The organism is Spirosoma sp. SC4-14 (genome assembly GCF_037201965.1).
Lineage (GTDB): Bacteria > Bacteroidota > Bacteroidia > Cytophagales > Spirosomataceae > Spirosoma.
This window is the reverse complement of sequence record NZ_CP147518.1, coordinates 4,932,417-4,954,367: the sequence shown is the minus strand read 5'-3', so window position 1 is coordinate 4,954,367 and position 21,951 is coordinate 4,932,417. Positions and strand designations below refer to the sequence as shown.

The 21,951-nt window shown below is 48.0% G+C and carries 19 protein-coding genes; 9 read left to right on the top strand and 10 right to left on the bottom strand.

Annotation, left to right across the window (positions count from 1 at the left end; translation table 11 throughout):
- Positions 1-51: 51 nt before the first annotated feature.
- Both corA and WBJ53_RS20170 read left to right on the top strand, forming a co-directional pair.
- Positions 52-1,002, top strand: coding sequence for a magnesium/cobalt transporter CorA (gene corA, locus WBJ53_RS20175; RefSeq protein WP_338869457.1), 951 nt, complete (start codon positions 52-54; stop codon positions 1,000-1,002).
- 90 nt (positions 1,003-1,092) lie between these two features.
- Positions 1,093-1,917: a mechanosensitive ion channel domain-containing protein gene (locus tag WBJ53_RS20170; RefSeq protein ID WP_338869455.1), complete on the top strand. Its 825-nt coding sequence runs from the start codon at positions 1,093-1,095 to the stop codon at positions 1,915-1,917.
- Positions 1,918-1,983: 66 nt separating this feature from the next.
- Here WBJ53_RS20170 and WBJ53_RS20165 read toward each other — a convergent pair whose 3' ends face one another.
- From WBJ53_RS20165 to WBJ53_RS20150, 4 genes are all read right to left on the bottom strand, one after another.
- Positions 1,984-2,631, bottom strand: a complete 648-nt coding sequence (locus tag WBJ53_RS20165; RefSeq protein ID WP_338869453.1) for an NAD(P)-binding domain-containing protein — start codon at positions 2,629-2,631, stop codon at positions 1,984-1,986.
- 205 nt (positions 2,632-2,836) lie between these two features.
- On the bottom strand, positions 2,837-3,403 hold the full coding sequence (locus WBJ53_RS20160; protein ID WP_338869451.1) for an NADPH-dependent FMN reductase: 567 nt from the start codon (positions 3,401-3,403) through the stop codon (positions 2,837-2,839).
- Positions 3,404-3,460: 57 nt separating this feature from the next.
- A complete protein-coding gene (locus WBJ53_RS20155; protein ID WP_338869449.1) occupies positions 3,461-4,312 on the bottom strand; it encodes a pirin family protein in 852 nt (283 codons plus the stop codon).
- Between the two features lie 67 nt (positions 4,313-4,379).
- Positions 4,380-4,982: a TetR/AcrR family transcriptional regulator gene (locus tag WBJ53_RS20150; RefSeq protein ID WP_338869447.1), complete on the bottom strand. Its 603-nt coding sequence runs from the start codon at positions 4,980-4,982 to the stop codon at positions 4,380-4,382.
- 185 nt (positions 4,983-5,167) lie between these two features.
- On the opposite strand from WBJ53_RS20150, the gene WBJ53_RS20145 reads away from it, so the two are divergent.
- The 3 genes from WBJ53_RS20145 to truA all read left to right on the top strand — a co-directional run bounded on the left by WBJ53_RS20145 (position 5,168) and on the right by truA (position 7,901).
- Positions 5,168-5,620, top strand: coding sequence for a hypothetical protein (locus tag WBJ53_RS20145; RefSeq protein WP_338869445.1), 453 nt, complete (start codon positions 5,168-5,170; stop codon positions 5,618-5,620).
- Positions 5,621-5,720: 100 nt separating this feature from the next.
- A complete protein-coding gene (locus WBJ53_RS20140; RefSeq protein ID WP_338869443.1) occupies positions 5,721-7,043 on the top strand; it encodes a DUF6600 domain-containing protein in 1,323 nt (440 codons plus the stop codon).
- Between the two features lie 87 nt (positions 7,044-7,130).
- Positions 7,131-7,901 carry a tRNA pseudouridine(38-40) synthase TruA gene (truA, locus tag WBJ53_RS20135; protein WP_338869441.1) on the top strand — a complete coding sequence of 257 codons (771 nt, stop codon included), beginning with the start codon at positions 7,131-7,133 and terminating at the stop codon, positions 7,899-7,901.
- Positions 7,902-7,992: 91 nt separating this feature from the next.
- Here truA and WBJ53_RS20130 read toward each other — a convergent pair whose 3' ends face one another.
- Entirely contained in the window at positions 7,993-8,556 is a 564-nt protein-coding gene (locus tag WBJ53_RS20130; protein ID WP_338869439.1) for a type 1 glutamine amidotransferase domain-containing protein, read from the bottom strand.
- Between the two features lie 180 nt (positions 8,557-8,736).
- Between WBJ53_RS20130 and WBJ53_RS20125 the strand changes: the two genes are divergently transcribed.
- Positions 8,737-9,759 (top strand): SDR family oxidoreductase, encoded by a 1,023-nt coding sequence (locus tag WBJ53_RS20125; RefSeq protein WP_338869437.1) that lies wholly within the window; start codon positions 8,737-8,739, stop codon positions 9,757-9,759.
- Between the two features lie 128 nt (positions 9,760-9,887).
- Here the strand turns inward: WBJ53_RS20125 and WBJ53_RS20120 are convergent, their stop codons facing one another.
- Positions 9,888-12,260: an ABC transporter permease gene (locus WBJ53_RS20120; RefSeq protein ID WP_338869435.1), complete on the bottom strand. Its 2,373-nt coding sequence runs from the start codon at positions 12,258-12,260 to the stop codon at positions 9,888-9,890.
- Between the two features lie 419 nt (positions 12,261-12,679).
- Positions 12,680-14,005, bottom strand: coding sequence for a M20/M25/M40 family metallo-hydrolase (locus tag WBJ53_RS20115; RefSeq protein WP_338869433.1), 1,326 nt, complete (start codon positions 14,003-14,005; stop codon positions 12,680-12,682).
- Between the two features lie 179 nt (positions 14,006-14,184).
- Here WBJ53_RS20115 and WBJ53_RS20110 point away from each other — a divergent pair, with 179 nt between their 5' ends.
- The 3 genes from WBJ53_RS20110 (at position 14,185) to WBJ53_RS20100 (ending at position 18,089) form a co-directional block, all read left to right on the top strand.
- The gene (locus WBJ53_RS20110; RefSeq protein WP_338869431.1) at positions 14,185-15,762 is read left to right on the top strand and encodes an amidase family protein; all 1,578 of its coding nucleotides are present in this window, start codon (positions 14,185-14,187) and stop codon (positions 15,760-15,762) included.
- 160 nt (positions 15,763-15,922) lie between these two features.
- Positions 15,923-17,596, top strand: a complete 1,674-nt coding sequence (locus WBJ53_RS20105; protein WP_338877211.1) for a M14 family metallopeptidase — start codon at positions 15,923-15,925, stop codon at positions 17,594-17,596.
- Positions 17,597-17,603: 7 nt separating this feature from the next.
- Complete coding sequence (locus WBJ53_RS20100; protein WP_338869429.1) at positions 17,604-18,089, top strand: nuclear transport factor 2 family protein; 486 nt, start codon at positions 17,604-17,606, stop codon at positions 18,087-18,089.
- Between the two features lie 13 nt (positions 18,090-18,102).
- Here the strand turns inward: WBJ53_RS20100 and WBJ53_RS20095 are convergent, their stop codons facing one another.
- The 3 genes from WBJ53_RS20095 to WBJ53_RS20085 form a co-directional block, all read right to left on the bottom strand.
- Positions 18,103-18,333, bottom strand: a complete 231-nt coding sequence (locus WBJ53_RS20095) for a hypothetical protein (RefSeq protein WP_338869427.1) — start codon at positions 18,331-18,333, stop codon at positions 18,103-18,105.
- A gap of 7 nt (positions 18,334-18,340) precedes the next feature.
- Complete coding sequence (locus WBJ53_RS20090; RefSeq protein ID WP_338869425.1) at positions 18,341-20,038, bottom strand: DUF262 domain-containing HNH endonuclease family protein; 1,698 nt, start codon at positions 20,036-20,038, stop codon at positions 18,341-18,343.
- A gap of 89 nt (positions 20,039-20,127) precedes the next feature.
- Positions 20,128-21,825 carry a glutamine--tRNA ligase/YqeY domain fusion protein gene (locus WBJ53_RS20085; protein ID WP_338869423.1) on the bottom strand — a complete coding sequence of 566 codons (1,698 nt, stop codon included), beginning with the start codon at positions 21,823-21,825 and terminating at the stop codon, positions 20,128-20,130.
- Between the last annotated feature and the right edge of the window lie 126 nt (positions 21,826-21,951).

Genomic DNA, 21,951 nt, shown 5'->3' with positions numbered 1-21,951 from the left:
TTTTTGTGAACTTTGCAAACTGCAAACCTATTAACGTCTTCGCTCAACTTCATGATTCGCATCTTTCAACTCGATGAAACGGCCGTTCGCAAAATTCGCGACATTGATTCTTTTTCTGATACCGAACGGACACTTTGGGTGGATCTTCAAAATCCGACTCCGGCTGAGATCAAGAGCGTAGAAGAAAAATTTGATGTCGATTTTTTGAGTCAGCAGGAGCAACTGGAAATTGAAAGTAGTTCGCGCTATATTGAGGAAGACGATTTTCTGATCGCCAATTCTAACTTTCTGATCCCCGACGCCGAACAACGCTACATAACGGTTCCTGTAAGTTTTATTCTGAAAGACGATACGCTGTTTACCTATCGGAACGCCGATCTGAAATCGTTTGCCGATACGGTCAAACGTATCAAATCGCGACGGGCCGTTTTCAGCGACGGTGCTCAAATCCTGATCTCCATTTTCGAATCGCGCATTGATTATGATGCCGATCTGGTTGAAATGGTTTCGGGCGAAATTAAGGCTATTAATCGAATGCTTGATCTGGATGCCAATCTTGATCGTGAAATGCTGCTGAATATTAACGATTATCAGGAGCTGACAATGTCGATTCGGGAGAATGTGGTTGATAAACAGCGCGTTATTTCGGCCATGATTCGTTCGGATGGGTGGTTCAATGATCTGGAACAGCAACGATTGCGAACGCTTATCAAAGACATTAACTCGCTGATCGATCATACTAATTTCATTTTCGAACGGCTGGAGTTTCTGCAAAATACCTACCTCGGTTTGATCGATCTGGAGCAGAACCGTGTCGTGAAAATATTTACCGTTGTGTCGCTGGTTTTTTTACCCCCAACCCTTCTGGCCAGCATCTGGGGGATGAATTTTGATGAGATGCCCGAAGTACACTGGAAATATGGCTATGTGTTTGCGCTGGCGATGATGGTGTTTTCATCAGCTCTCACGGTCTGGATATTCAGGCGCAAAAACTGGCTTTAAAAAGCTGTTTGTAACAAAACGTCTGCAAAAGCGTAGTTACTCTTTCTGTTTCTTCACGTCTGAGAGTCAAACCAATCCCATTCACCATTCATGGAACAGGCTCAGACAAACGCCCAACGCATCTACGATCAGGTGCTTACTTTTGCGACAGTTTACGGTGGCCGCATCTTGCTGGCAATTATAACCCTAATTATTGGGCTCTGGCTCATTGGCTGGATCATGCGCCTGCTCGCATCGGTGTTGACAAAGCGGCATGTCGACCGCGATGTTCAGCCGTTTTTGCTGTCGTTGGTTAATGCCCTACTGCGAGTTTTGCTGCTATTGAGTATTGCCAGCACTCTCGGGGTTGAAACTACATCGTTTGTGGCCATCATTGGAGCGGCTGGTCTGGCGGTGGGTTTAGCCTTGCAGGGAAGCCTGGCCAATTTTGCCGGGGGTGTTCTTATTCTGACCTTCAAACCTTTTAGAGTAGGCGATCTTATTTCGGCGCAGGGATTTACGGGGAATGTCGAAGCAATTCGTATTTTCGATACGGTTCTGCTTACACTGGATAATAGAACTATAATTCTGCCCAACGGTTCTCTATCGACTTCGCCCATCACAAACATTAGTACGAGAGGTATTATTCGGGTCGATCAGGTCTATACCGTTGGCAATCAGAACGGTCTGGATGCCACAAAAGCGTCTATCATGCAGGTAGTTAATGCCTGCCCTTATGCCCTGAAAGACCGCGACCACGATGTGTTAATTGCAAAACTGAACGCAAACTCACGCGATTACGATGTTCGGGTATGGACCAAAAGTGATACCTATTGGGATACGTATTATTATATGCTTGAAAACATTGCCCGGCAGTTTGGCAAAGATGGCATTGAGCCACCTAAACCCAGAATGTTTGTTACCAACGAAGATTGATTAGTGAATAGCATTAAAAAAAACGGGCCACGGTTCCAAACCGTGGCCCGTTTTTTTTAATGCTATTTAGAGTCTTACCAGTTTGAAGCTGACAGCCCAGTCGTTATTCAGCATACCACGGGCAACGTAGAGTTGGCCCAGTGGCTCAATAGCCCTGGCGGCTTCGGCTTTGCCCACGTCTTCGGCGTCCCAACCGAAACTTTCCAGAATTTCTGACACCGTTGCTTTGGCATCCTGATCATTACCAGCGATGAAAATGGTGCCTTTGCCGCCCTGGAAGTTCGGTTTGTACATTAGAAACGCTCCTACGCTGTTCAGTGCTTTCACCACTTTTGTTGTTGGCAATAGTGTCTGTATGCTTTCCATTAGCGACTCGTCGGGCGTTGTAAACTGCTTTGGAACCCCATTGACCGGCGCTTCGGCAGCTAATGGATTAGTGACGTCGATCAGAATTTTATTCGCAAAGTTGTCGACACCAGCCTGCTTGATACTACCCAGGGCAGCGATACCTGGGACGGCTAGAACCAGCACATCACCAAACGAGGCTGCCTTATCAGGAGTATCGATGGCAATTGCCGGGTTATCATTTTTAAAGGCAGCAACCTCTTCTTTTCCCGGACTTCTTGTTCCCATCATGACCTGATGGCCTTCGGCAAAAAACGCTTTTGCCAGAGCCTGCCCAACGGTTCCGGAGCCAATAACGCCTACTTTCATAAATTAAATGGTTAATTCGAGGATTGAACAATTTATTGAATTGAGTTAGCGAAACAAATGTAACAGGAATCTTCAGGTCTGAGGAATAAAGCAGCCAAAGACCTATTTGTCGGTAGGTTTGTTTTCCAGAAAGGCGTAAAAAAACGGAGTAAAGCAGTGCATAAATGAGCACTGCTTTACTCCGTTTTGTAGTCTTGTAGAATTGTTAGGCTAACCGCATTGGCTTCAGTGCTTTTGTCCAGCGAAGCAGTTCGGTTATCATATCGTTTGCCGATCTTGTGAGTGTTTCATCGGCAACGAAGCCTTCCTGATCGTCGAGATATCTGGCAAAGAACGGAATGTTAACCGCTTCGGCAAGCGGCACTAGTTTGAGTGCAGTAAGTACCGGTTTAAGTAATTGAACAGCCCGGGTACCAGCGGCAATACCGCCGTAACTAACCAGCCCTACAGGTTTATAGGCCCATTCTCTGGCCAGGAAATCCAGGGCATTTTTGAGCGGAGCCGAAAAGCCGTGATTGTATTCTGGCGTTACAATAATAAATGCATCGGCAGCATCGATTGCCCGGCTCCAATTTTTAGTATGCTCATGTTCGTACTGTTGCAGTCGTGGGTGATTGGGCTCATCCATGAATGGCAGGTTAATTTCGGCAAGATCGAGTAGTTCAACCGCGAACTCGGGGTGCTGATTAACAACATCCTGAATCCAGGCGGCAATGGCCGGACCTTTACGACCGGGACGAGTACTGGCAATGATAATTTTTAGTGTAAACATAGGGGTTAACTTGAAAATTGGTCACTGATTAGTTGTCATTAGTCAGTTGTCTGAAATTTATTGCCATGTGCCGAATTTACCCTTGCGGTAGTCGTCGTAGGCTTCCATAATTTCCTGTTGAGTGTTCATCACAAACGGTCCCTGCGCAACAACTGGCTCGTTGAACGGTTTGGCATGGCCAAACAGAAGTATGCTGTCTTCGTCGGACGTAATTGTCAGCGTTTCGCCAGCGTGATTGAATTCGGCTAAATTCAGGGCTTTTACAGTGGTTCCATTAGCCCGTAAAGATCCTTTGATTACGTAAAAGAAAATGTTCTGATCGGTTGGGATGTTTAGGGTAAGTGTGCCACCTGGCCGGAAATAAATAGTATTCAGGTGAATTCCAGCGAGTGATTCAAAAGCGGCTTTGTGACCATCCCAGTCACCAGCAATCAGGTTTACGGTTACCAGGCCATTGTCCAGCGCTAAGCTCGGAATAGCATCTTTCTGCAATCCCTTATAAAAAGGAGCCGTCATTTTTAGGCGGGCGGGAAGGTTGAGCCAGAGTTGCAGGATCTCCAGTTTGCCTCCTTCCTGCAAAAAATGCGCCGATGAAACCTCGGCATGAATTAGTCCACGACCGGCCGTCATCCACTGAACGCCCCCAGCATTAATAACACTTTCGTGACCACTGCTGTCTTTATGTGCAATGTCGCCTTCGAGAATAAACGTGACTGTTTCCATGCCACGGTGCGGATGCGGCCCGAATGGTAAACCTCGATTTGCTGAAGGATAGATCTGCGGGCCGTGGTGATTTAGAAAAAGAAATGGATCAAGGTAGCTAATCGATCGTGTTGACAAGGCTCGATAGGTGGTTAGATCTGCGATGGGAGCATATTCGGCTGAATGGTTTTTTTTGACGGTTAGCATAGGGCTATTGAACGTTGATGAATATCGATGATATAAAAAATAACAGTGTTAGGTATCAGGCAAAAAATTAACCTTTCAAGGCATAAATAAAGCCAGCAATGGCATCCTGAAGTATCATCTGTCTGGTTAAATTATGCCGTTCATGGTTGTCGATGAGCTGAATGGAAACAAGACCATGCAGAATCGACCAATAGGTATGAAACTTCAGCCAGTGGTCGGTTTGGGGCTGGCTGCTGATTGCAATGGCTTGTTTGAGTGATTCCAGAATCGTATTACTAAACGTCTGCATCTCTTCGACCTGATTAACCATCTCGCAGGCAGGAATACCTAGGCCAAACATCACCTGATAATATTCTTTGCTGGTAAAGGCAAAATCCCAGTAAGCCTGGGCCATTGCTTCTAGCTGTTGGTAAGGATCAGTATGCTTACGGTTAGCCTGGCCTAACTGCTGGCTTAACCGATGAAAGCCCTCTTTGATAAACTCCAGCAGAATGGCGTCTTTACTGGCAAAATGGCTGTAAATTACCGGAATGCTATATTCGATAGCATCAGCAATCTTTCGGATCGAAAGTGCCTGCCAGCCTTCCTGCTCAACAATTTGCCAGGCCGAATGAAGAATATTACTACGAACTTCTTCCTTTTGCCGCTGTCTACGTTCGGTAATTCCCATATGGGTGTTTTCTTTTATAACAGTGTTAACTTTTATAGCACCACTAAAGTTCATGTTGCTTCTGAAAAAGAGAAATCCGGGCGGCTTAGGAATCTAAACAACTTGGCGGCTAAGGTGTTGAATGGATCAATTGGGCCAGTGTGTCTGGCTCTTTTCGACAGAAACGATTACGGTTACTCAAAACTATGTCCATCTCGATCAATCCAGTTATTCCTCAATCGCTGGGCAGTGGCCTGGCTGGTGCCATTGCCCTAAACGTGCTTCACGAGACGGCCCGGCAGATTGTGCCGAATGCTCCTCGCGCCGATTTGCTTGGAATGCGCAGTGTTGCCCACGGTTTTGAGGTGGTTGATAAACAGCCGCCTTCGAAAGAAAAACTTTATAAAATGGCTATTCTGGGCGATGTGCTATCGAACGGCCTGTTTTATGGGTTGGTTGGCCTAAATCCTAACCAACCATTACGGACCGGAATTGCCCTGGGGGCGCTGGCTGGTATTGGCGCTGTCACCCTGCCGGGGCCGCTGGGTTTGGGCGAAGCATCAACGAAACGAACTACTGCTACTGCTATTATGACGGTCGGTTGGTATGTGTTGGGCGGTCTGGTGGCTGGGGCCGTGCTGAAACGGCTTACATCGTAATAGGAAGTGGTATTTTTTTAGTATGAGATTAAACGTTTGGCCGCTTCCATAATCTAACTGATGACGCATGTATGAATGCGTTGTACAACTGTTTGAAGCTATGACTATCCTGAAATCAATAAAACTACTTGGCCTCATTGCCGTGCTGTCTGCCAGCCCATTTCTGGTTCCGCAGACGGTGGCACAGCCGGGAGTTACGGTGTCGGTGGATATGTTCTATAACGAACTGGCACCGTATGGGCAGTGGATGCAGTATCCTGGGTATGGAAATGTATGGGCTCCTAATATAGGTCCTGATTTTCAGCCATATGGCACTGCGGGCCACTGGGTTGTGACTGAGTATGGAAATACCTGGGTCTCGGATTATCCGTGGGGCTGGGCACCTTTCCACTACGGACGCTGGATTTTCGATTCTGCTTATGGTGGCTGGCTTTGGGTGCCAGGAACTGACTGGGGACCTGCCTGGGTGGCGTGGCGCTCGGGTGGTGGCTATTATGGCTGGGCACCGCTTGGACCGGGAATGAACATTAGCGTTAACATAAATATTCCGGCTCCTTTCTGGACCTTTGTTCCGCAGATTTATATCACCAGCCCGCGCGTATATAGCTACTATGTGCCTCGGCCCAATGTGGTGAATATCTATCAGAATACAACATATATCAACAACTACTATCGCACCAATAACCGGGCGTATGCCTATGGCCCGCCACGGGGTGATATCGAGCGCGTAACTCGTCACAGCGTTCCGGTCTATCGAATCGATCATATGGATCGACCCGGACGTTCGGTGGTAGGTAATGGCTCCGTTGCTTTTTACCGACCCGATCATGGCCCGTCCAATCGTCCGGATTATGGCCGAAATGATCGTTACAACAATAACGGTCGCTATAATAACAATGGCCGTCCCGACAACGGTACTACTAATCCATCGGGTCGTGGATCGTACTACGATGGCAACTCATCGGGCCGGGGAAGTTATAATCCGAACCCTGACAATGCTAGCCGGGGGGGCTATATGGGCAATCCGAACTGGGACAACAATCGTAATTCGGTGCCAAACAATCGGGGAACCATGAACGATCGGTTCCCATCGAACCAGCATGGTGCCTATTCCAACCCGGCTAGTCCGGCTCCAACCCCTAATTCGTTTCCGGGCCAGCCCGACCGTTCGGGGGCGGGTCGTGGATCGTATCAGATGACACAACCAGGAAACAATGCACCGCAGAGTATTCCGCAACGGCCAGGTCGTTCATTCGAACAGCCCAGTCATCAGGCACCTGGCGCTATTCCATCTGCTCCAAATGCTCGGGGAAATGCAGAGTTTCAGCGCCCATCAGAAAATAGAGGGGGCCAATTTCAGCAACGTAGCGAACCGGGGCGACCTGGCCACGTTGGGCACGAAGGCGGACGCGGTCCTCGTTAAGTATCCGGTATATGAAGGCAGAAGTCGCCCGTCAGATCGACGGGCGACTTCTTTGCTTTGAACCGTTCGGTTGTACTTTTGCCTGGTATGCGTTATTTTATTGAATTGTCGTATCGGGGAACGGCCTATCGGGGGTGGCAGCCACAGGCTAAAGAAACAAGCGTACAGCGTACACTGGAAGCAGCCCTTACCCGCCGACTTCAGCAGCCTGTTTTTGTGGTTGGTAGTGGCCGAACTGATGCGGGCGTTCATGCCAGCCAGCAGTTTGCACATGTTGACCTCAATACGCCTGTTTTGTTTACCGATGCATTGCTCTATTCCATCAATTGCATTCTGCCCGAAGATATTGCCATTCATCGAATCTTTCCCGTACGACCAACCGATCATGCTCGCTTTTCGGCCGTGTCGCGCTATTATCAGTACCACATTACCCGGCATAAAGATGTATTTCAGTCGGGATTAACCTATCATTTTCGCCCCGAGCTGGATATGCAGCTTATGAATGAGGCCTGTCAGATTCTACTGCAATACAGCGATTTTAAGAGTTTTAGCAAAGCACGAGCCGATGTAAATCATTTTCATTGCCGACTCGATTTTGCCTATTGGGAGCGCAGCCAGCCCGATCGGCTGACGTTTCACATCAAGGCCAATCGGTTTTTATGGGGTATGGTACGGACCATTGTGGGAACCATGCTTGAGGTGGGGCAGAAACGAATGTTGCTAACTCGCTTCGATGAGATAATTGGTGCTAAAGACCGCACTCAGGCCGGACGATCTGCGCCCGCTAATGGACTCTATCTGGTAGAAGTGGGGTACCCGGCTGAGGTACTTAGCCAACGAAATGCAGAAAAAGCGTAATTGGGAGATGGGTAATTTACCCCTGTTCCCGATTACGCTTTTGCCTCCGTTGAGTGTAGTCTTTACTACGTCAAACCGCTGTTTAGATATACTATATCGTCTGTTTAACGCCTTCGTTGATTAGCTGGATCACTTCCCGATTAAACGCCGGAATATCGTCGGGTTTGCGGCTTGTTACCAGATTGCCATCGACCACAACTTCCTGATCGACCCAGTTGGCACCGGCATTTTTAAGATCTGTCTGTATCGATGGATAAGAGGTTAGTTTTCGTCCGTCGACCACATCGGCTTCAATGAGCATTGTGGGAGCATGGCAGATCGCGGCTACAGGCTTCTGTTGCTCAAAAAAATGTTTGATAAACTGAATGGCTTTAGGTTCCATTCTAAGTTTATCGGGATTCATAACGCCACCAGGCAGCAATAAGGCATCATATTGAGAGGGATCTGCACCCGCAAGTGGCAGATCGACATCAAATGTATCGCCCCAGTCGGTTTCGTCCCACCCCTTTATACTTCCGCCTTTAGGAGCAATGATATGAACGGTTGCGCCTGCCTCTTCCAATGCTTTCCGGGGATCGGTCATTTCTACCTGTTCAAATCCTTCAGTCATTAGGGCTGCTACTTTTTTGCCCTGTAGCGCTTGTTGCTTTTCCATGATCGTTGAGTTTGTAATAAATAGTCTGTTGTACTAGTAGAGTAACTACTCGTTTTGCCGGAAGGTTATCAGAAAGTTAATTTTTGGGGCATCGATCTGTTCTGATTCCGCTTGCTCAGAGTCGTCAACAATCGACTGAATCCGGTAGTTGAATGAGATAAATGCAAACAACAGACAGCTATGAGTGCATGGAATAGGAGCGGACTTTGGTGGACGCTGGCGGGGATAGGTGCCGTGGCCATTGCCAAAGTATGGACAAATAAAAGACGAGCTATCGATTTTCACGATAAAACAGTGATCATCACGGGTGGTTCGCGCGGTTTAGGTCTTGAGCTGGCACGTGCGTTTGCCGAAGAGGGTGCCCATGTCGCTATCTGCGCCCGCGATGAGGACGAACTGGAACGCGCCCGACAAGACTTGCGCATGAGAGGGCACGATATTTTTACGTATGCCTGCGACATTACCAGTAAACTACAGGCCGAACAGTTTGTGGCAGCGGTTGGACAGGTGCTTGGTCCGGTCGATGTGCTGGTCAATAATGCCGGAACCATTATTGTTGGGCCACTGGAGCACATGACCGAAGGCGATTTTCGCGAGACGATGGAAAGCAATTTCTGGTCGGCATTTACTATGGTCAATGCCGTGTTGCCGCAGATGCGGGCGCGAAAATCGGGCCGAATCGTTAATGTTACGTCATTTGGGGGTAAAGTGGCCGTACCGCATCTGGCTCCCTATTCGGTTAGTAAATTTGCGTTTGTGGGGTATTCAGAAGGGCTACGGGCCGAATTACTAAAAGACGACATTTACGTGACCACCATCTGTCCCGGCCTGATCCGAACCGGAAGCCCACGAAATGCCTTTTTTAAAGGCCAGAATGAGAAAGAATACACGGTATTCAAAATCAGCGATTCGATTCCGCTGTTAACGATTGCCGCCGACGACTGTGCGCGCGAAATTATTGATGCCTGCCGACTGGGTGAAGCCGAACGGGTACTTACGCTGCCTGCCAAACTGGCCACAGTCATTCATGGCTTTGTGCCTGGCCTTATTACGGACGCGTTTGCCTGGGCCAATACATTTCTCCCGGAGCCTGGTGGCATTGGCGACCAGCGAACAGTAGGTAAGGCCAGCGAAACCGCCTTGTCCGAATCTGTGTTAACACGCCTGACTGATGAAGCCGCTGTGAAGAATAATGAATTGTAGGTCTGGGAAAATACGGCACTGAGGTCTGGATAATTCATCGTTTATACCCGCAGTCTGCAAAGTTCTCTCAAGAAAGCGGAGTTATGCAACAGCCACGAGGGATTCATGAGAATCGCTGGTTTGTGAGGCTATTCACTTCTTAATGACTTCACTGGATTCATCAGGGCGGTTTTGATGCTTTGGAAACTAATCGTCAGCAGGGCAATGCCCACCGCCAGCAGACCCGCTACAACGAACACCCACCAATCAATGTTCACCTTATAGGCAAAGTTCTGCAACCAGCGATTCATGGCATACCACCCCAGCGGTGAGCTAATAACGATGGCGATAAACACCAATCTGAGAAAATCTTTACTGAGCAGCCCAACGATGCTCGGTACGCTGGCCCCCAGTACTTTACGAATGCCAATTTCTTTGGTGCGTTGCTCGGCGGTGAACGCTGCCAGTCCAAACAGACCTAAGCAGGCAATGAAGATAGCCAGACCCGCGAAAACGGTAGCTAGTGTCCCAACGATCGTTTCGCTTTTGTATACCTGCTGGTAGGCGGCATCCACAAACAAGTACGTAAACGGCGTGTTGGGGGCCAGTTGCCGACACAATTGTTCCATACTCGCCAACGCTTGTTTGGTTTGACCCAGTTGAGTGCGGACCAGAACCTGACCGTAGTGATTCGTTTTTTGTAACCGAAGAACCATCGGTCGGATGGCTACGTGCAGGGAGTTGAAATGATAATCTTCCAGTACCCCGACGATCGTGCCGGGCTTGTTCCAGAAGGTGAGTGGCTTGCCAATTGGGTCTTTATACCCAATGCGTCTGGCGGCTGCTTCGTTAATGAGATAGTTGCTTGAATCGGTACCAAACGCTGCGGAGAAATCGCGACCGCCCCGAAGGCGGAGGCCCATCGTTTTAACGAAGTCGTAGCCGATGGCCGAGTTATGAAACGAGATAGTATGTGTCGGGTCTTTGCCGATCCAACTCACTCCCTCCGTTGTATTGCCGTTTCCTAAGGGACTGGTTTGCGAAAACGTAACGTCTTTGATGCCCGGCATCTTGAGCAACCGCTCTTTAAACGTTTCGTATTTTTCCCCTAACGCGCTGTTGTTGCTGGAAAGTTGAATCAGGTTTTCGCGGTCGTAGCCCAGGTTTTTCGTCTGGATGTACTGAAGTTGCCGGTAGATAACCAGCGTGCCAACAATCATCAGCATCGACAACACAAACTGAAAGACCACCAACCCCCGCCGAAACAACTGCGCCCCTGCCCCAAATCGCAGGCTTCCTTTTAGCACCTGCACCGGATTCAGCGACGACAGAAACAAGGCAGGGTAACTGCCCGCCAAACTGCCCATTACCAGTAGCAGGCCCAGCAGCACTGCCCAGAACGAGGGTTGAGCCAGGGGTAAATTCAGTTGCTTACCGGTTAGTTGATTGAAGGCGGGCAGCAACAAGTCAACCAACGCTACTGCCAACCCCAGCGCGAGGGCAGTCAGCAGCAAAGCCTCGCCCATGAATTGCCCAATCAGCGCTGACCGTTCGGCCCCGACCACTTTCCTGACGCCCACCTCACGTGCTCGTTTTACGGAGCGGGCAGTGGCTAAATTCATAAAATTGATGCTGGCAATCAGCAACAGAAACCCAGCGACAAGGATGAACAGCCGCACGTAGTCGATACGCCCGCCGTTGCGTTGCCCGTCTTTGAAGGTGGAATAGAGGTAAGCTTCGGTTTCGGGTTGCAGAAATAACTCAATGTTGAAGCTGGGGCCAATGTCTTTGTTGCGACCTTTCAGAAACGTTTTCAGTTTTGCACTCACCTTATCCGGGTCAGCATCGGGTCGGAGTTGCAACCGGGTGCTGGGGCCGGCGTTACTCCAGTCGTTGAGCCAGGGTTCGCGTTTCAGATAGGCACTCCAGTTAAGCAGGAAATCGTACTGGTCAGGCGCATTAGACGGCAGGTTCTCGAACACGGCCGTCACCTGATAGTCGGTGTGATTATCCAACCGAATTGATTTGCCCAGGGATTGCTGAGGAGTCCCAAAATAGATGCCAGCCAGTTTGCGGGAGATCGCTATCCCGCTAGGCGAGGTGAGGGCGGTTTCCGGTGAGCCCATCGCCAGCGGAATGCCGTACATGCGGAGCCAGTCGGCTCCGACGGAACGCCCCGTTTGCCGTTCCACCTTGTTACCTACGGTCAGCACATGCTCTTCCCAGCCCGAGGACGCGGCTGCGTAAACGACTTCGGGAAATTGTTTTTTGAGTTCATCAGCTAGAATGCCCGGCGTGTCTTCATCGGTCACAATGCGCCCATCGGCCATTTCGTGTTCCATCACACGGTATAGCTGAGCTGCCTTGGGGTAGTGGGTTCCAATGCTTAGCTCATCCTGTACCCATAGTCCAATTAGCAGGCTACTGGCCATGCCCAGGGCTAGCCCAAGCATATTAATAGCCGAAAACGTCTTGTTCCGAATCAGGTTTCGCCCGGCAATCTTAAGATAGTTCCGTAGCATAGGGATACGGCTTAACCGATCTATTTAGTTTGATTGGCCCAATTATCGTACCATAGTATCGAAACCAGCCTGCTGCGCTTTAATCACCCTGTTACGGAAAGTACCTGTACGATTTCGGACATCTTTGTCCGCTAATGGCCCATTTATTCATCAGTATCTTCTTGAAGAGGCCATGTCCAGTAGTCTGAAACGTTGGTCCCACTTCTACAAGACACTCCATATTCAAGTGCCCTCTTAAATACCCGTTTTACGCAACACTAGCCAAACTTCAATTAATTGCGACAAGTATAGGTATGCTCTATCTCAAATTGTCATCCGTCGGGCGGTCCCATCACAAATCAAAATCTCCGTTTCACCAAGAGAGATGAATGTGTGAGCCTGTTTTCGCTAAACGACGAATTATAGACGTTTCCGTAGAATTATTTAGCAGCCGTTCCTCCTGATTTATCAATCCCGGCTTCGGCTAGCAGCAGGAGCAGAATTCGTTGCATGCCGAGGTAGCCTTTGTCGTTGAGCCACCACTCGTTCAGGGCGTGTTCGCCACCTCCAATGCCACCGCTGCCAATCGTTACGGTTGGGATGCCCAGCGAAATCGGTGCGTTGGCATTGGTCGACGCTACTTCGAGTTGTGGTTCGGCGTTCAGGTATTTCGATACGGCCATTGCCCGCTGCACAATAGCGGCCGTAGCGTCGGTTCGGCCCGATGGCCGATCGCCAATTTTTTTGACTTCTACCGTCAAATCTGGCCCTTGCCGTTTGAGGCTGTTTTCGTCTTTCAAGGCCCGCTGTACCGAGTTTTGCAGAATCTGATCGACTTCATTCAGTTTTTCGGGACTTTCGGAGCGCATATCGATTTCGGCCCACGATTCGTAGGGAATGGCATTGACCGATGTGCCACCGCCGATAACGCTCACGCTATAGGTTGTTTTAACCCCCTGCCGCGTTACCTTGTCGGCGTCGGTGGTGAAATAATAAATCGCCTTACCTAACGCACTATGTGGATTCACAATCCCAAACGAACCGTAGGAATGACCACCGGGCCCTTTGAAGGTAACCCGATAGCGATGCGACCCCAGCCCACGGTGCGTGATACTGCTGATGCCATCGCCATCGACGGCGATATAGGAGTCGGGTTTGATACCGCCATCTTTTCGCAATAAATGTTTGACACCGCGCAGATCGCCCAGACCTTCTTCGCCAACAGCACCAACAAAAAGCACATCGGCATCAGTTTCGATACCAGCTTTTTCCATTCCTTTCAATACAGCCAGAACGGCGGTCAGGCCGCGGGTGTCGTCGCCAACGCCAGGAGCATACAGCGTGTCGCCTTTTTGCTTCACCTTTACATCGGTACCTTCGGGAAACACCGTATCGAGGTGAGCTTCAACAATAATTGTTTTCTTCCCCGAACGACCTTTTCGTTTAGCCAATACATTGCTGACTTCATCGATCCAGACCGAATCAGCTCCGGCCTCTTTCATCATAGCCGCAAATTTTTTGGCGCGGACTTGTTCTTTAAAGGGAGGAGAAGGCGTTTCGGTGAGGGTGATTAAATCCTGTTTCGTTTGCGGCTCCAGGTCAATAAACGTCTGGAATGCTTTTTTTACCGCAGGCTGATCAGCCAGTTTTTTGATTTCGTCGGTATAGCGTTTGTCGATGGCAGGTGTTTGCTGGGCCTGGGTAAATTGTGCTGATGAGCCGAAGATGAGTAGTAGTAATGCAGTCGGAGTTATGAGTCGATGCATAAAAGAGATGTTAAAAACGTGTTGAAACGAATATGGACTTGTACTTTTTGTGGCTACTTGCTAATTATTCTGTTTTGAAGGCTAGATTTATAGGGAAAATTCGCCAAAACTGCCATAAAGTTACAGCTTATTCTGTTTTGGTTTGCTAAACTTCATTCACAGACACAACTAACTTGTACATGCGGAAACCTTACCTATCTCTGTTAATCATTTTTCTTCTGGTTGTTGAACTGGCTGATGGACAGTCGTTTAAGTCATATAAACTTCAGGAAGCTACCATCGGCAGTTTGCACGAAGCCATGCAATCGGGTAAACTAACGGCCGTTCAATTGGTACAGATGTATCTGGATCGGATTGAGGCATACGACAAGCAGGGGCCATACCTGAATGCTCTTATCATGGTAAATCCTAAAGCTTTGTCCGAAGCCAGCCGTTTAGATTCTATCTATAAGGCAACCGGAAAATTTGTCGGTCCGCTCCATGGTATTCCCGTGATCGTAAAAGACAATTACGACACCTACGACATGCCGACTACCAACGGAACGCTGGCGATGAAAAACTCGATTCCACCCGACGATGCGCATGTGGTTCATCAGATTCGTGAAGCCGGAGCGATTATTATTGCCAAATCGAATCTGGCCGAGTTTGCTACGTCGGGGCAGGTTTCGGTTAGCTCCATTTTGCCGGGCTATTCGCGCAATCCTTACGATACGAAACGTACAACAGCCGGATCGAGTGGAGGAACGGCGGCTGCTGTGGCGGCTAATTTTGGTGCCATTGGCTTAGGAACTGACACGGGCAGCTCAATTCGGGGTCCTTCGTCGCATCAGAGTCTGGTGGGTTTTCGGCCCACACTAGGTCTGGTCAGTCGCGATGGTATTATGCCGCTGGCCTTAACCAATGATACGGGCGGTCCAATTTGCCGAACTGTAGAAGATGCGGTGCGCGTGCTAGATGTGATTGCCGGATACGACAAAGCCGATACGGTGACTAAACGGAGTGAGGGAAAAATTCCACCAACATACCTGAAATTTCTTGACAAGGACGGGTTGAAAGGAGCCCGAATCGGGGTTTTTCGTCAGATGGTAATGCCCAAAAATTCAGATCCGCAGGTGTATGCCCTGTTCAATAAAGCACTGGACGAATTGCGGGCGGCAGGTGCTACAGTAATTGATTCGGTGCGCGTTCCTGAACTGGACACGATTAATAAATCGTTCGATACCATTCCGCAATTGCGTCGGGATTTTAATCTGTATCTGGCTAGTCTGGGGCCGAATGCTCCGCATAAAAGCCTGAAGTCAATTATTAAATCAAAGCAATTTCATCCCAGTATCGAGAAAACATTGCTGGATTCGGATGCCGATACACTGGCTCCCGAAGCGCATAAGGGATGGGCAAAAAATATGGCGCTGCGCGAACGGCTCCGCCAGCTACTGCTCCGGGCTATGGATTCGACGGGGGTCGATGTGCTTGTCTATCCGTCATTTAGCTATCCACCCCGCTTGTTGGGCGACCTCAATACGCCATCGGGAACCAATAATAATGCCCTTTCGCCACCAACGGGTTTTCCGGCTTTTACGGTACCGATGGGCTTCACCTATAATGATCTGCCTGCCGGTTTACAATTCCTTGGTCGACCGTTTAGTGAGCCGACATTAATCAAATTATGCTATGCCTATGAGCAGGCAACGCACCATCGGCATCCGCCCGCCAGTACGCCACCCTTACCCAAAAAGAAGAAAAAAATGAAACCGTAGCGTTAGGCATCGGTCATTGTGTGGTTAGGGAAGTAAAATCTGCATCAAATCCTGTTTGCTAATGACAGATGACCAATAACTATATCCTCTTTGGAAAATCTAAACAAAAATGATTAAACCCTTTTCGTTTCAGCTCGTACTACTGAATTTGCTTTTTTTAATGGTTGGAAGGGCGCAGAACAAAGCACCTGAGCGCACGCCATACGAACGCGATACGAACCAGACGGCCACTTACACGCAAATAATTAGCTGGTATCAGCAACTTGATAAACAGTATGAACAGGCAAAGCTGATCGAGATCGGAAAGACCGATGTGGGTAAACCGTTGCATCTGTTTTTGCTGGCTGCCGACAAACAATTTACATCACGACCGGACCGGCTTACATTATTGATCAACAATGGCATCCATCCGGGCGAGCCTGAAGGCATCGATGCCTGTATGATGATGGCCCGCGATCTGCTGAAAGCGAATAAATTACCTAAAAACGTACTGCTGGCTATAGTGCCTGTTTATAATGTAGGGGGGAGCCTGAATCGGGGCGTGTCGCGGGTAAATCAGAATGGACCGGAGTCGTATGGGTTTCGTGGAAATGCACGAAATTTGAACCTGAATCGCGATTTTATTAAGGCCGAGGCCGAAAATACGCGGGCTTTTCAAATGATGTATCAATCGCTGAAACCACAGGTTTTCATTGATAATCATACCAGCGATGGCGCCGATTATCAGCACGTGCTGACCTATTTTTCGACCCAGAAAGATAAACTGCATCCCATGGTGTCGGGCTATATGACCCAAACGTTTCAGCCCGCGTTGGATAACGTATTGCAGAGCAACGGTTTTCCGCCCGCGCCTTATGTGAACCACATGGGCGATACACCCGAAAGCGGCCTGTTTGGCTACAACGATTCACCCCGCTATTCGACGGGTTATGCAACGCTGTTCAATTGTTTTGGCTTTACGCTGGAAACGCACATGTGGAAACCGTATCCAGCGCGTGTAAAGGCTACGTATGCGTTCGATGAGGCTGTTTTGCGGTTGTGTGAACGCGATGCGCAAACGATTCTGGCCAACCAGAAACGAGCCAACAAGGCTGTTGCTGATCAAACGACCTTTGCGCTTAACTATAAACTCGACCGGAATCAGGTCGATTCGGTGACGTTTCTGGGCTACGAAGCTGCTTACAGACCCAGCGATGTGTCGGGCCTGAAACGGCTTTATTACGACCGGACAAAACCCTTTACGAAGCGCATCGCCTATCGGAACACGTTTGTAGTCGATGGGCAGATCGATAAACCCCGCGCTTATGTGATTCCACAAGCCTGGCCAGAGGTTATTGCCGAACTGAAGCGCAACGGCGTGAAACTACAAATGCTTACACGCGATACGCTAATGACGGTATCGGCTTATTACATAACGGATTATAAAAGCCCACAACGTCCGTATGAAGGGCATTATATTCATACGGGCGTAAAGCTGAGGACCGAATCACAGAAAATCCAGTTCTACAAAGGCGATTACGTGGTCAGAACCGATCAGCCAACGAACCGATACATTGTTGAAACGCTGGAACCGCAGGCAATCGACTCATTTTTTGCCTGGAATTTCTTCGATAGTATTCTCGATCAGAAAGAATATTTCGCCGATTATATTTTCGAAGACACAGCGGCCGAATTAGTGAAAACGAACCCGGCGTTGCGGAAACAACTGGAAGAAAAACGGGCCAGCGATAAGGCCTTTGCCGAAAGTGCCGATGCCCAACTGAATTTCATTTACCGACAGACGCCTTATTACGAGAAAACGCATAACCGTTACCCGGTTTATCGGCTAAACTAATTCGGATATGTTGTTACGAATTGCTTTGCTCTTGAACGTGCTGCTGGCACCCTATGCGCTGTTTGCTCAGCCAACGCCCAAATCGACCGACGAAGCGGCTATTCGGACGCTGCGGGCGCAATCGAACCGGGCGATTCAGGAACGTAATCTGACCGCGTTTGGGCAAACGATGCTTCCCGAAATAGAAGTAACGCGGGGGAGTGGTTCGCATGTGTCGGGCCGCGATTCGGTGCTGGCCTCGGTTGCTCCCCAATTTAACGATCCGAACTTTCTGGGTTATGTGCGTAGCACTGATCGCATTCAGCTCAGCTCATCGGCACCTTTAGCTGCAGAACACGGTCATTGGACAGGACGCTTCAAACGAGCGGACGGTATTCAAACCCTAACGGGTGTTTATCTGGCCATGTGGCGCAAAACGGATGCTGGCTGGCGAATCCGCTCCGAGCTTTTTGTAGTGCTTGACTGCAAAGGAAGCGCGGAGTGTGGGCAGTAAGGAAGGTTAGAGGTTAGGGCTCTAACATCGGTAGTTTTCGATGCTTAATTGGGCGGTTAGATTTAAGTACTTGTCCTCCATTGCCTAACGATGCATTCGCTGGGTTTGCATAATAAATTGCCTTAGCCCGTCGAATTAACTTCAGAGCGGCCGCCAGTCGTTCCTGAGGTGTTTTAGACCACCAGTATTCCTTGTCGTAGGCAGGAATGTCGTTGAAATTCTGGGATTTATGGATGGTGGACATAGCTAGTTTAGTCGAGCTGGGTTAAACGCCAAACAGCGGTTGCCGTATCGGCTAACCGCCCTTGTCTTATATCTACTGTATTAGGCGTCCATTCATTAGCCGTAATAGTTCTTGACATTGTATATTGACTGGTTTGGTATACCCTTTTCTTTTCTGTGAACGACTTTGTACCACAATCCCGGTTTTTATCTTCCTCTAACAGGGTGTCATTCCCAATTCGATATATATAGTTTTCCTGAATCGCTGGAGGAAAATCTACCAGCCAGTCCAGGTCTGAATTCTCTGGCAGAATATGTTCGATTGTTGCCGGATCGTCTTCGTAATCTCTGTCGGCTCCGCTTAATTGATTTTCAATTTTAAATAAAATATATCTCGCGAGTTTTCTGTTTTTACCTTTTGTTTTGACTGAAAGGGTCGAAAAGTCATTTTTAAAATCTAAATCGCTAACATATAATGGCCGAAATTCCTGAGCTATACTATATGAATTTTGGCACTCTCCACGGCTTACTTTGATCGCTGTTTGGCTATAATATTGCTCTTTGGGGTTAGTATTTAATCCGCTCACCACCGTATATCTAAATGTAATAATACTAACAATACGAAGTGTTTTAATAAATTCTTCCTGACTAAGATTATTGTAAACAGCTAATAATAATGGCAATGCCTGTCTTTCTTTAAATAATTCAAGCTCTTTTATTGCCTTTCTGGCTTCCCTTAATCCGATCCAAAAGGGATCTGATGAATTAGTCAACGCATTATACAATTGAGCATTTTTTTCTAGTTCATCCAAAAGATTAATAACATCTATGGATGTTTTGGTGATTTCTTTGACGGCTCTAAATAAATATTCCTGTCGTATTAGTTTGTATTTAGAAATCCAGTAATGACGCAAAAAAGCTGGGAATGTATCCAGCCCTACTGCATCGACAATCCTTTGCCATTTTTCTTTAACGTGAACTAAATCATTTCTGGTAGAAACGGAAAATAAATAATTTTTAAGTAAATCCGTAACCGTTAGATCTACTCCCCTTGAATTTAAAGTCTCAAAAACTGTATAGGCGCTAACTTCGTTCTCTACAACTATTTGTATGAACATTAAACGTTCTGCTATAATTTTATTTAGGAACGTTGCTATTTTTTCTCCATCAAAATTACTTTTGAAATGCTTCTGTAACGTATTTACGAAAAAATTATAGGCTTTCCATAGTAATTTATCAGAATCCCGTAATGTTCGTTCATTAATTGGAGGTCTGAATACCATCAAATGAGATTGGTAAAAGCTATTATTATTTTCGTTTAACGATAATTTTGATGAATAGGTTAATGAAGCTGGATCTTTATCTTCAAGAAATTTGCTACTGAGTAAACTAATTCTCTCCCTATTGGCAGCTTCGTCTATATGCTTATCGGCTAGCTCCTGAATTAACTTGATCACTGCAAAAACAATGATGCTTAGTGTTACTAATCGCTGCTGGCCATCGATAATTGTGTATTTTTTTTCGCCTTGATTCTGTAGAACAATGGAACCCATATAGTGCACTGACTCAGGTTCGGAAAGTGATACAATGTCATTCCATAAGTCTTCCCAATTATCTTCTTTCCACGAATAATTCCGCTGATAAACAGGGACCTGATATATCTTTCCGTTACCAATAATATCGCTAAAACTTACTGTATTAGTATCTAATAAATTATTAATAGCCATTATTGTATAATTTTATGTAAAAGGTAATTAGCCGTGCCTATTATTTTATACACAACTAATTACCTTCTCTAACTAGTCAATACGCTATACTACCCTTTCTTCACCTCTTTGGCCCAGCTATCTTTGAGCGTAACGGTACGGTTGAAAACCGGTTTGTCGGGTGTTGAGTCCTGATCGAGTACGAAGTAGCCTTTCCGCATGAACTGGAAATTGCGAACGGCACCCGAATGGGCAGCTTCAACCAGGGCGGGTTCGGCAAAAGCCCGTACCACTTCCAGCGATTTTGGATTCAGCAATTCGCGGAATTCACGCTCGTCGGCAGCCGGATTCTCGACCGAAAACAGCCGGTCGTAGAGCCGAACTTCGGCCTCTACCGCATGAGGAACCGATACCCAGTGAATCGTACCTTTCACACTGATGCCCGATGTGTCGGAACCGCTCCGGCTTTCGGGAATGTATGAACAGTGCAGTTCGGTGATTTCGCCCGCGTCGTCTTTCACCACTTCATCGCATTTGATAATATAAGCTCCTTTCAGGCGAACCATTCCACCCGGAAATAACCGGAAGAATTTCTTCGGCGGGTTTTCCATGAAATCGTCGCGCTCGATGTACACTTCCCGACTAAATGGTACTTCGCGTTCGCCCGCACCAGGGTCTTCAGGGTTGTTTTCGATATGCATGATCTCTTCCCGGCCAGCTTCGTAGTTCGTAATAACCAGTTTCAGTGGTTTTTCGTCGAGAATGGCCATCACGCGGGGCGTTGTCTTGTTCAGTTCCTCACGGATACAGAATTCCAGCAGCCCTACGTCGATCAGGTTGTCGCGCTTGGCAATACCGATCCGATCGGCAAATTCGCGAATGCTGGCCGGTGTATAGCCCCGCCGACGAATGCCCGCAATGGTTGGCATACGCGGATCGTCCCAGCCGCTTACGTGTCCTTCGGCAACCAGTTGTTTGAGTTTCCGCTTACTCATGACCGTATAGGTCAGATTCAGCCGCGCAAATTCGATTTGACGCGATGGAAACAGCTCCAGTTGGTCAATAAACCAGTCGTATAGCGGACGGTGAACCTCAAACTCCAGCGTACAGAGCGAGTGCGTAATGTGCTCGATGGCATCCGATTGCCCATGTGCAAAGTCGTACATGGGATAGATGCACCATTTGTCGCCGGTGCGGTGGTGATGCGCGTGTTTGATTCGATAAATAATTGGGTCGCGAAGCTGCATGTTTGGTGAAGCCATATCGACCTTGGCCCGCAGCACTTTGGCTCCATCGGGATAGTCACCGGCTTTCATCCGGCGAAACAGATCGAGGTTTTCGTCAACGCTCCGATCGCGGTATTGGCTCATCCGGCCCGGTTCGGTAGGCGTACCTTTCTGAGCCGCAATTTCTTCCGACGACGAATCGTCGACATAAGCCAGTCCTTTACGAATCAGCGTTTCGGCAAATTCATAAAGCTGATCGAAATAATCAGATGCATAAAACTCGTTTTCCCACTCAAAACCCAGCCAGCGTACGTCGTTCTTGATCGAATCAACATACTCGGTATCTTCCGTAACGGGGTTCGTATCGTCGAAACGGAGGTTGGTTTGTCCTGAATATTTATCGGCCAGGCCAAAATTTAAACAAATTGATTTAGCGTGGCCAATATGCAGATAGCCGTTAGGTTCGGGCGGAAAGCGCGTGTGAACACGTCCCCCGTTTTTACCGGCAGCAATATCTTCTTCTACAAACTGTTCAATGAAATTCAGACTCTTTTCAGAAGAATCTTTTGGTGCTTCCGTCATGTCAATTGTTGTACTGATAAGGTCCCGAAATTACGGGGATTGAATGGGTTTGACAAGCGAATAGTAGCTTTATAGACGAAAGCTATCTCATATTTTAGAGTATAAACGAACAAAACGATGTACGAA

What these genes read in the sequence shown, in the direction of transcription:
- corA (WP_338869457.1), top strand. Translation starts at nt 52, where the DNA reads ATGATTCGCATCTTTCAACTCGATGAAACGGCCGTTCGCAAAATTCGC.
- WBJ53_RS20170 (WP_338869455.1), top strand. Translation starts at nt 1,093, where the DNA reads ATGGAACAGGCTCAGACAAACGCCCAACGCATCTACGATCAGGTGCTT.
- WBJ53_RS20165 (WP_338869453.1), bottom strand. Translation starts at nt 2,631, where the DNA reads ATGAAAGTAGGCGTTATTGGCTCCGGAACCGTTGGGCAGGCTCTGGCA.
- WBJ53_RS20160 (WP_338869451.1), bottom strand. Translation starts at nt 3,403, where the DNA reads ATGTTTACACTAAAAATTATCATTGCCAGTACTCGTCCCGGTCGTAAA.
- WBJ53_RS20155 (WP_338869449.1), bottom strand. Translation starts at nt 4,312, where the DNA reads ATGCTAACCGTCAAAAAAAACCATTCAGCCGAATATGCTCCCATCGCA.
- WBJ53_RS20150 (WP_338869447.1), bottom strand. Translation starts at nt 4,982, where the DNA reads ATGGGAATTACCGAACGTAGACAGCGGCAAAAGGAAGAAGTTCGTAGT.
- WBJ53_RS20145 (WP_338869445.1), top strand. Translation starts at nt 5,168, where the DNA reads ATGTCCATCTCGATCAATCCAGTTATTCCTCAATCGCTGGGCAGTGGC.
- WBJ53_RS20140 (WP_338869443.1), top strand. Translation starts at nt 5,721, where the DNA reads ATGACTATCCTGAAATCAATAAAACTACTTGGCCTCATTGCCGTGCTG.
- truA (WP_338869441.1), top strand. Translation starts at nt 7,131, where the DNA reads ATGCGTTATTTTATTGAATTGTCGTATCGGGGAACGGCCTATCGGGGG.
- WBJ53_RS20130 (WP_338869439.1), bottom strand. Translation starts at nt 8,556, where the DNA reads ATGGAAAAGCAACAAGCGCTACAGGGCAAAAAAGTAGCAGCCCTAATG.
- WBJ53_RS20125 (WP_338869437.1), top strand. Translation starts at nt 8,737, where the DNA reads ATGAGTGCATGGAATAGGAGCGGACTTTGGTGGACGCTGGCGGGGATA.
- WBJ53_RS20120 (WP_338869435.1), bottom strand. Translation starts at nt 12,260, where the DNA reads ATGCTACGGAACTATCTTAAGATTGCCGGGCGAAACCTGATTCGGAAC.
- WBJ53_RS20115 (WP_338869433.1), bottom strand. Translation starts at nt 14,005, where the DNA reads ATGCATCGACTCATAACTCCGACTGCATTACTACTACTCATCTTCGGC.
- WBJ53_RS20110 (WP_338869431.1), top strand. Translation starts at nt 14,185, where the DNA reads ATGCGGAAACCTTACCTATCTCTGTTAATCATTTTTCTTCTGGTTGTT.
- WBJ53_RS20105 (WP_338877211.1), top strand. Translation starts at nt 15,923, where the DNA reads ATGGTTGGAAGGGCGCAGAACAAAGCACCTGAGCGCACGCCATACGAA.
- WBJ53_RS20100 (WP_338869429.1), top strand. Translation starts at nt 17,604, where the DNA reads ATGTTGTTACGAATTGCTTTGCTCTTGAACGTGCTGCTGGCACCCTAT.
- WBJ53_RS20095 (WP_338869427.1), bottom strand. Translation starts at nt 18,333, where the DNA reads ATGTCCACCATCCATAAATCCCAGAATTTCAACGACATTCCTGCCTAC.
- WBJ53_RS20090 (WP_338869425.1), bottom strand. Translation starts at nt 20,038, where the DNA reads ATGGCTATTAATAATTTATTAGATACTAATACAGTAAGTTTTAGCGAT.
- WBJ53_RS20085 (WP_338869423.1), bottom strand. Translation starts at nt 21,825, where the DNA reads ATGACGGAAGCACCAAAAGATTCTTCTGAAAAGAGTCTGAATTTCATT.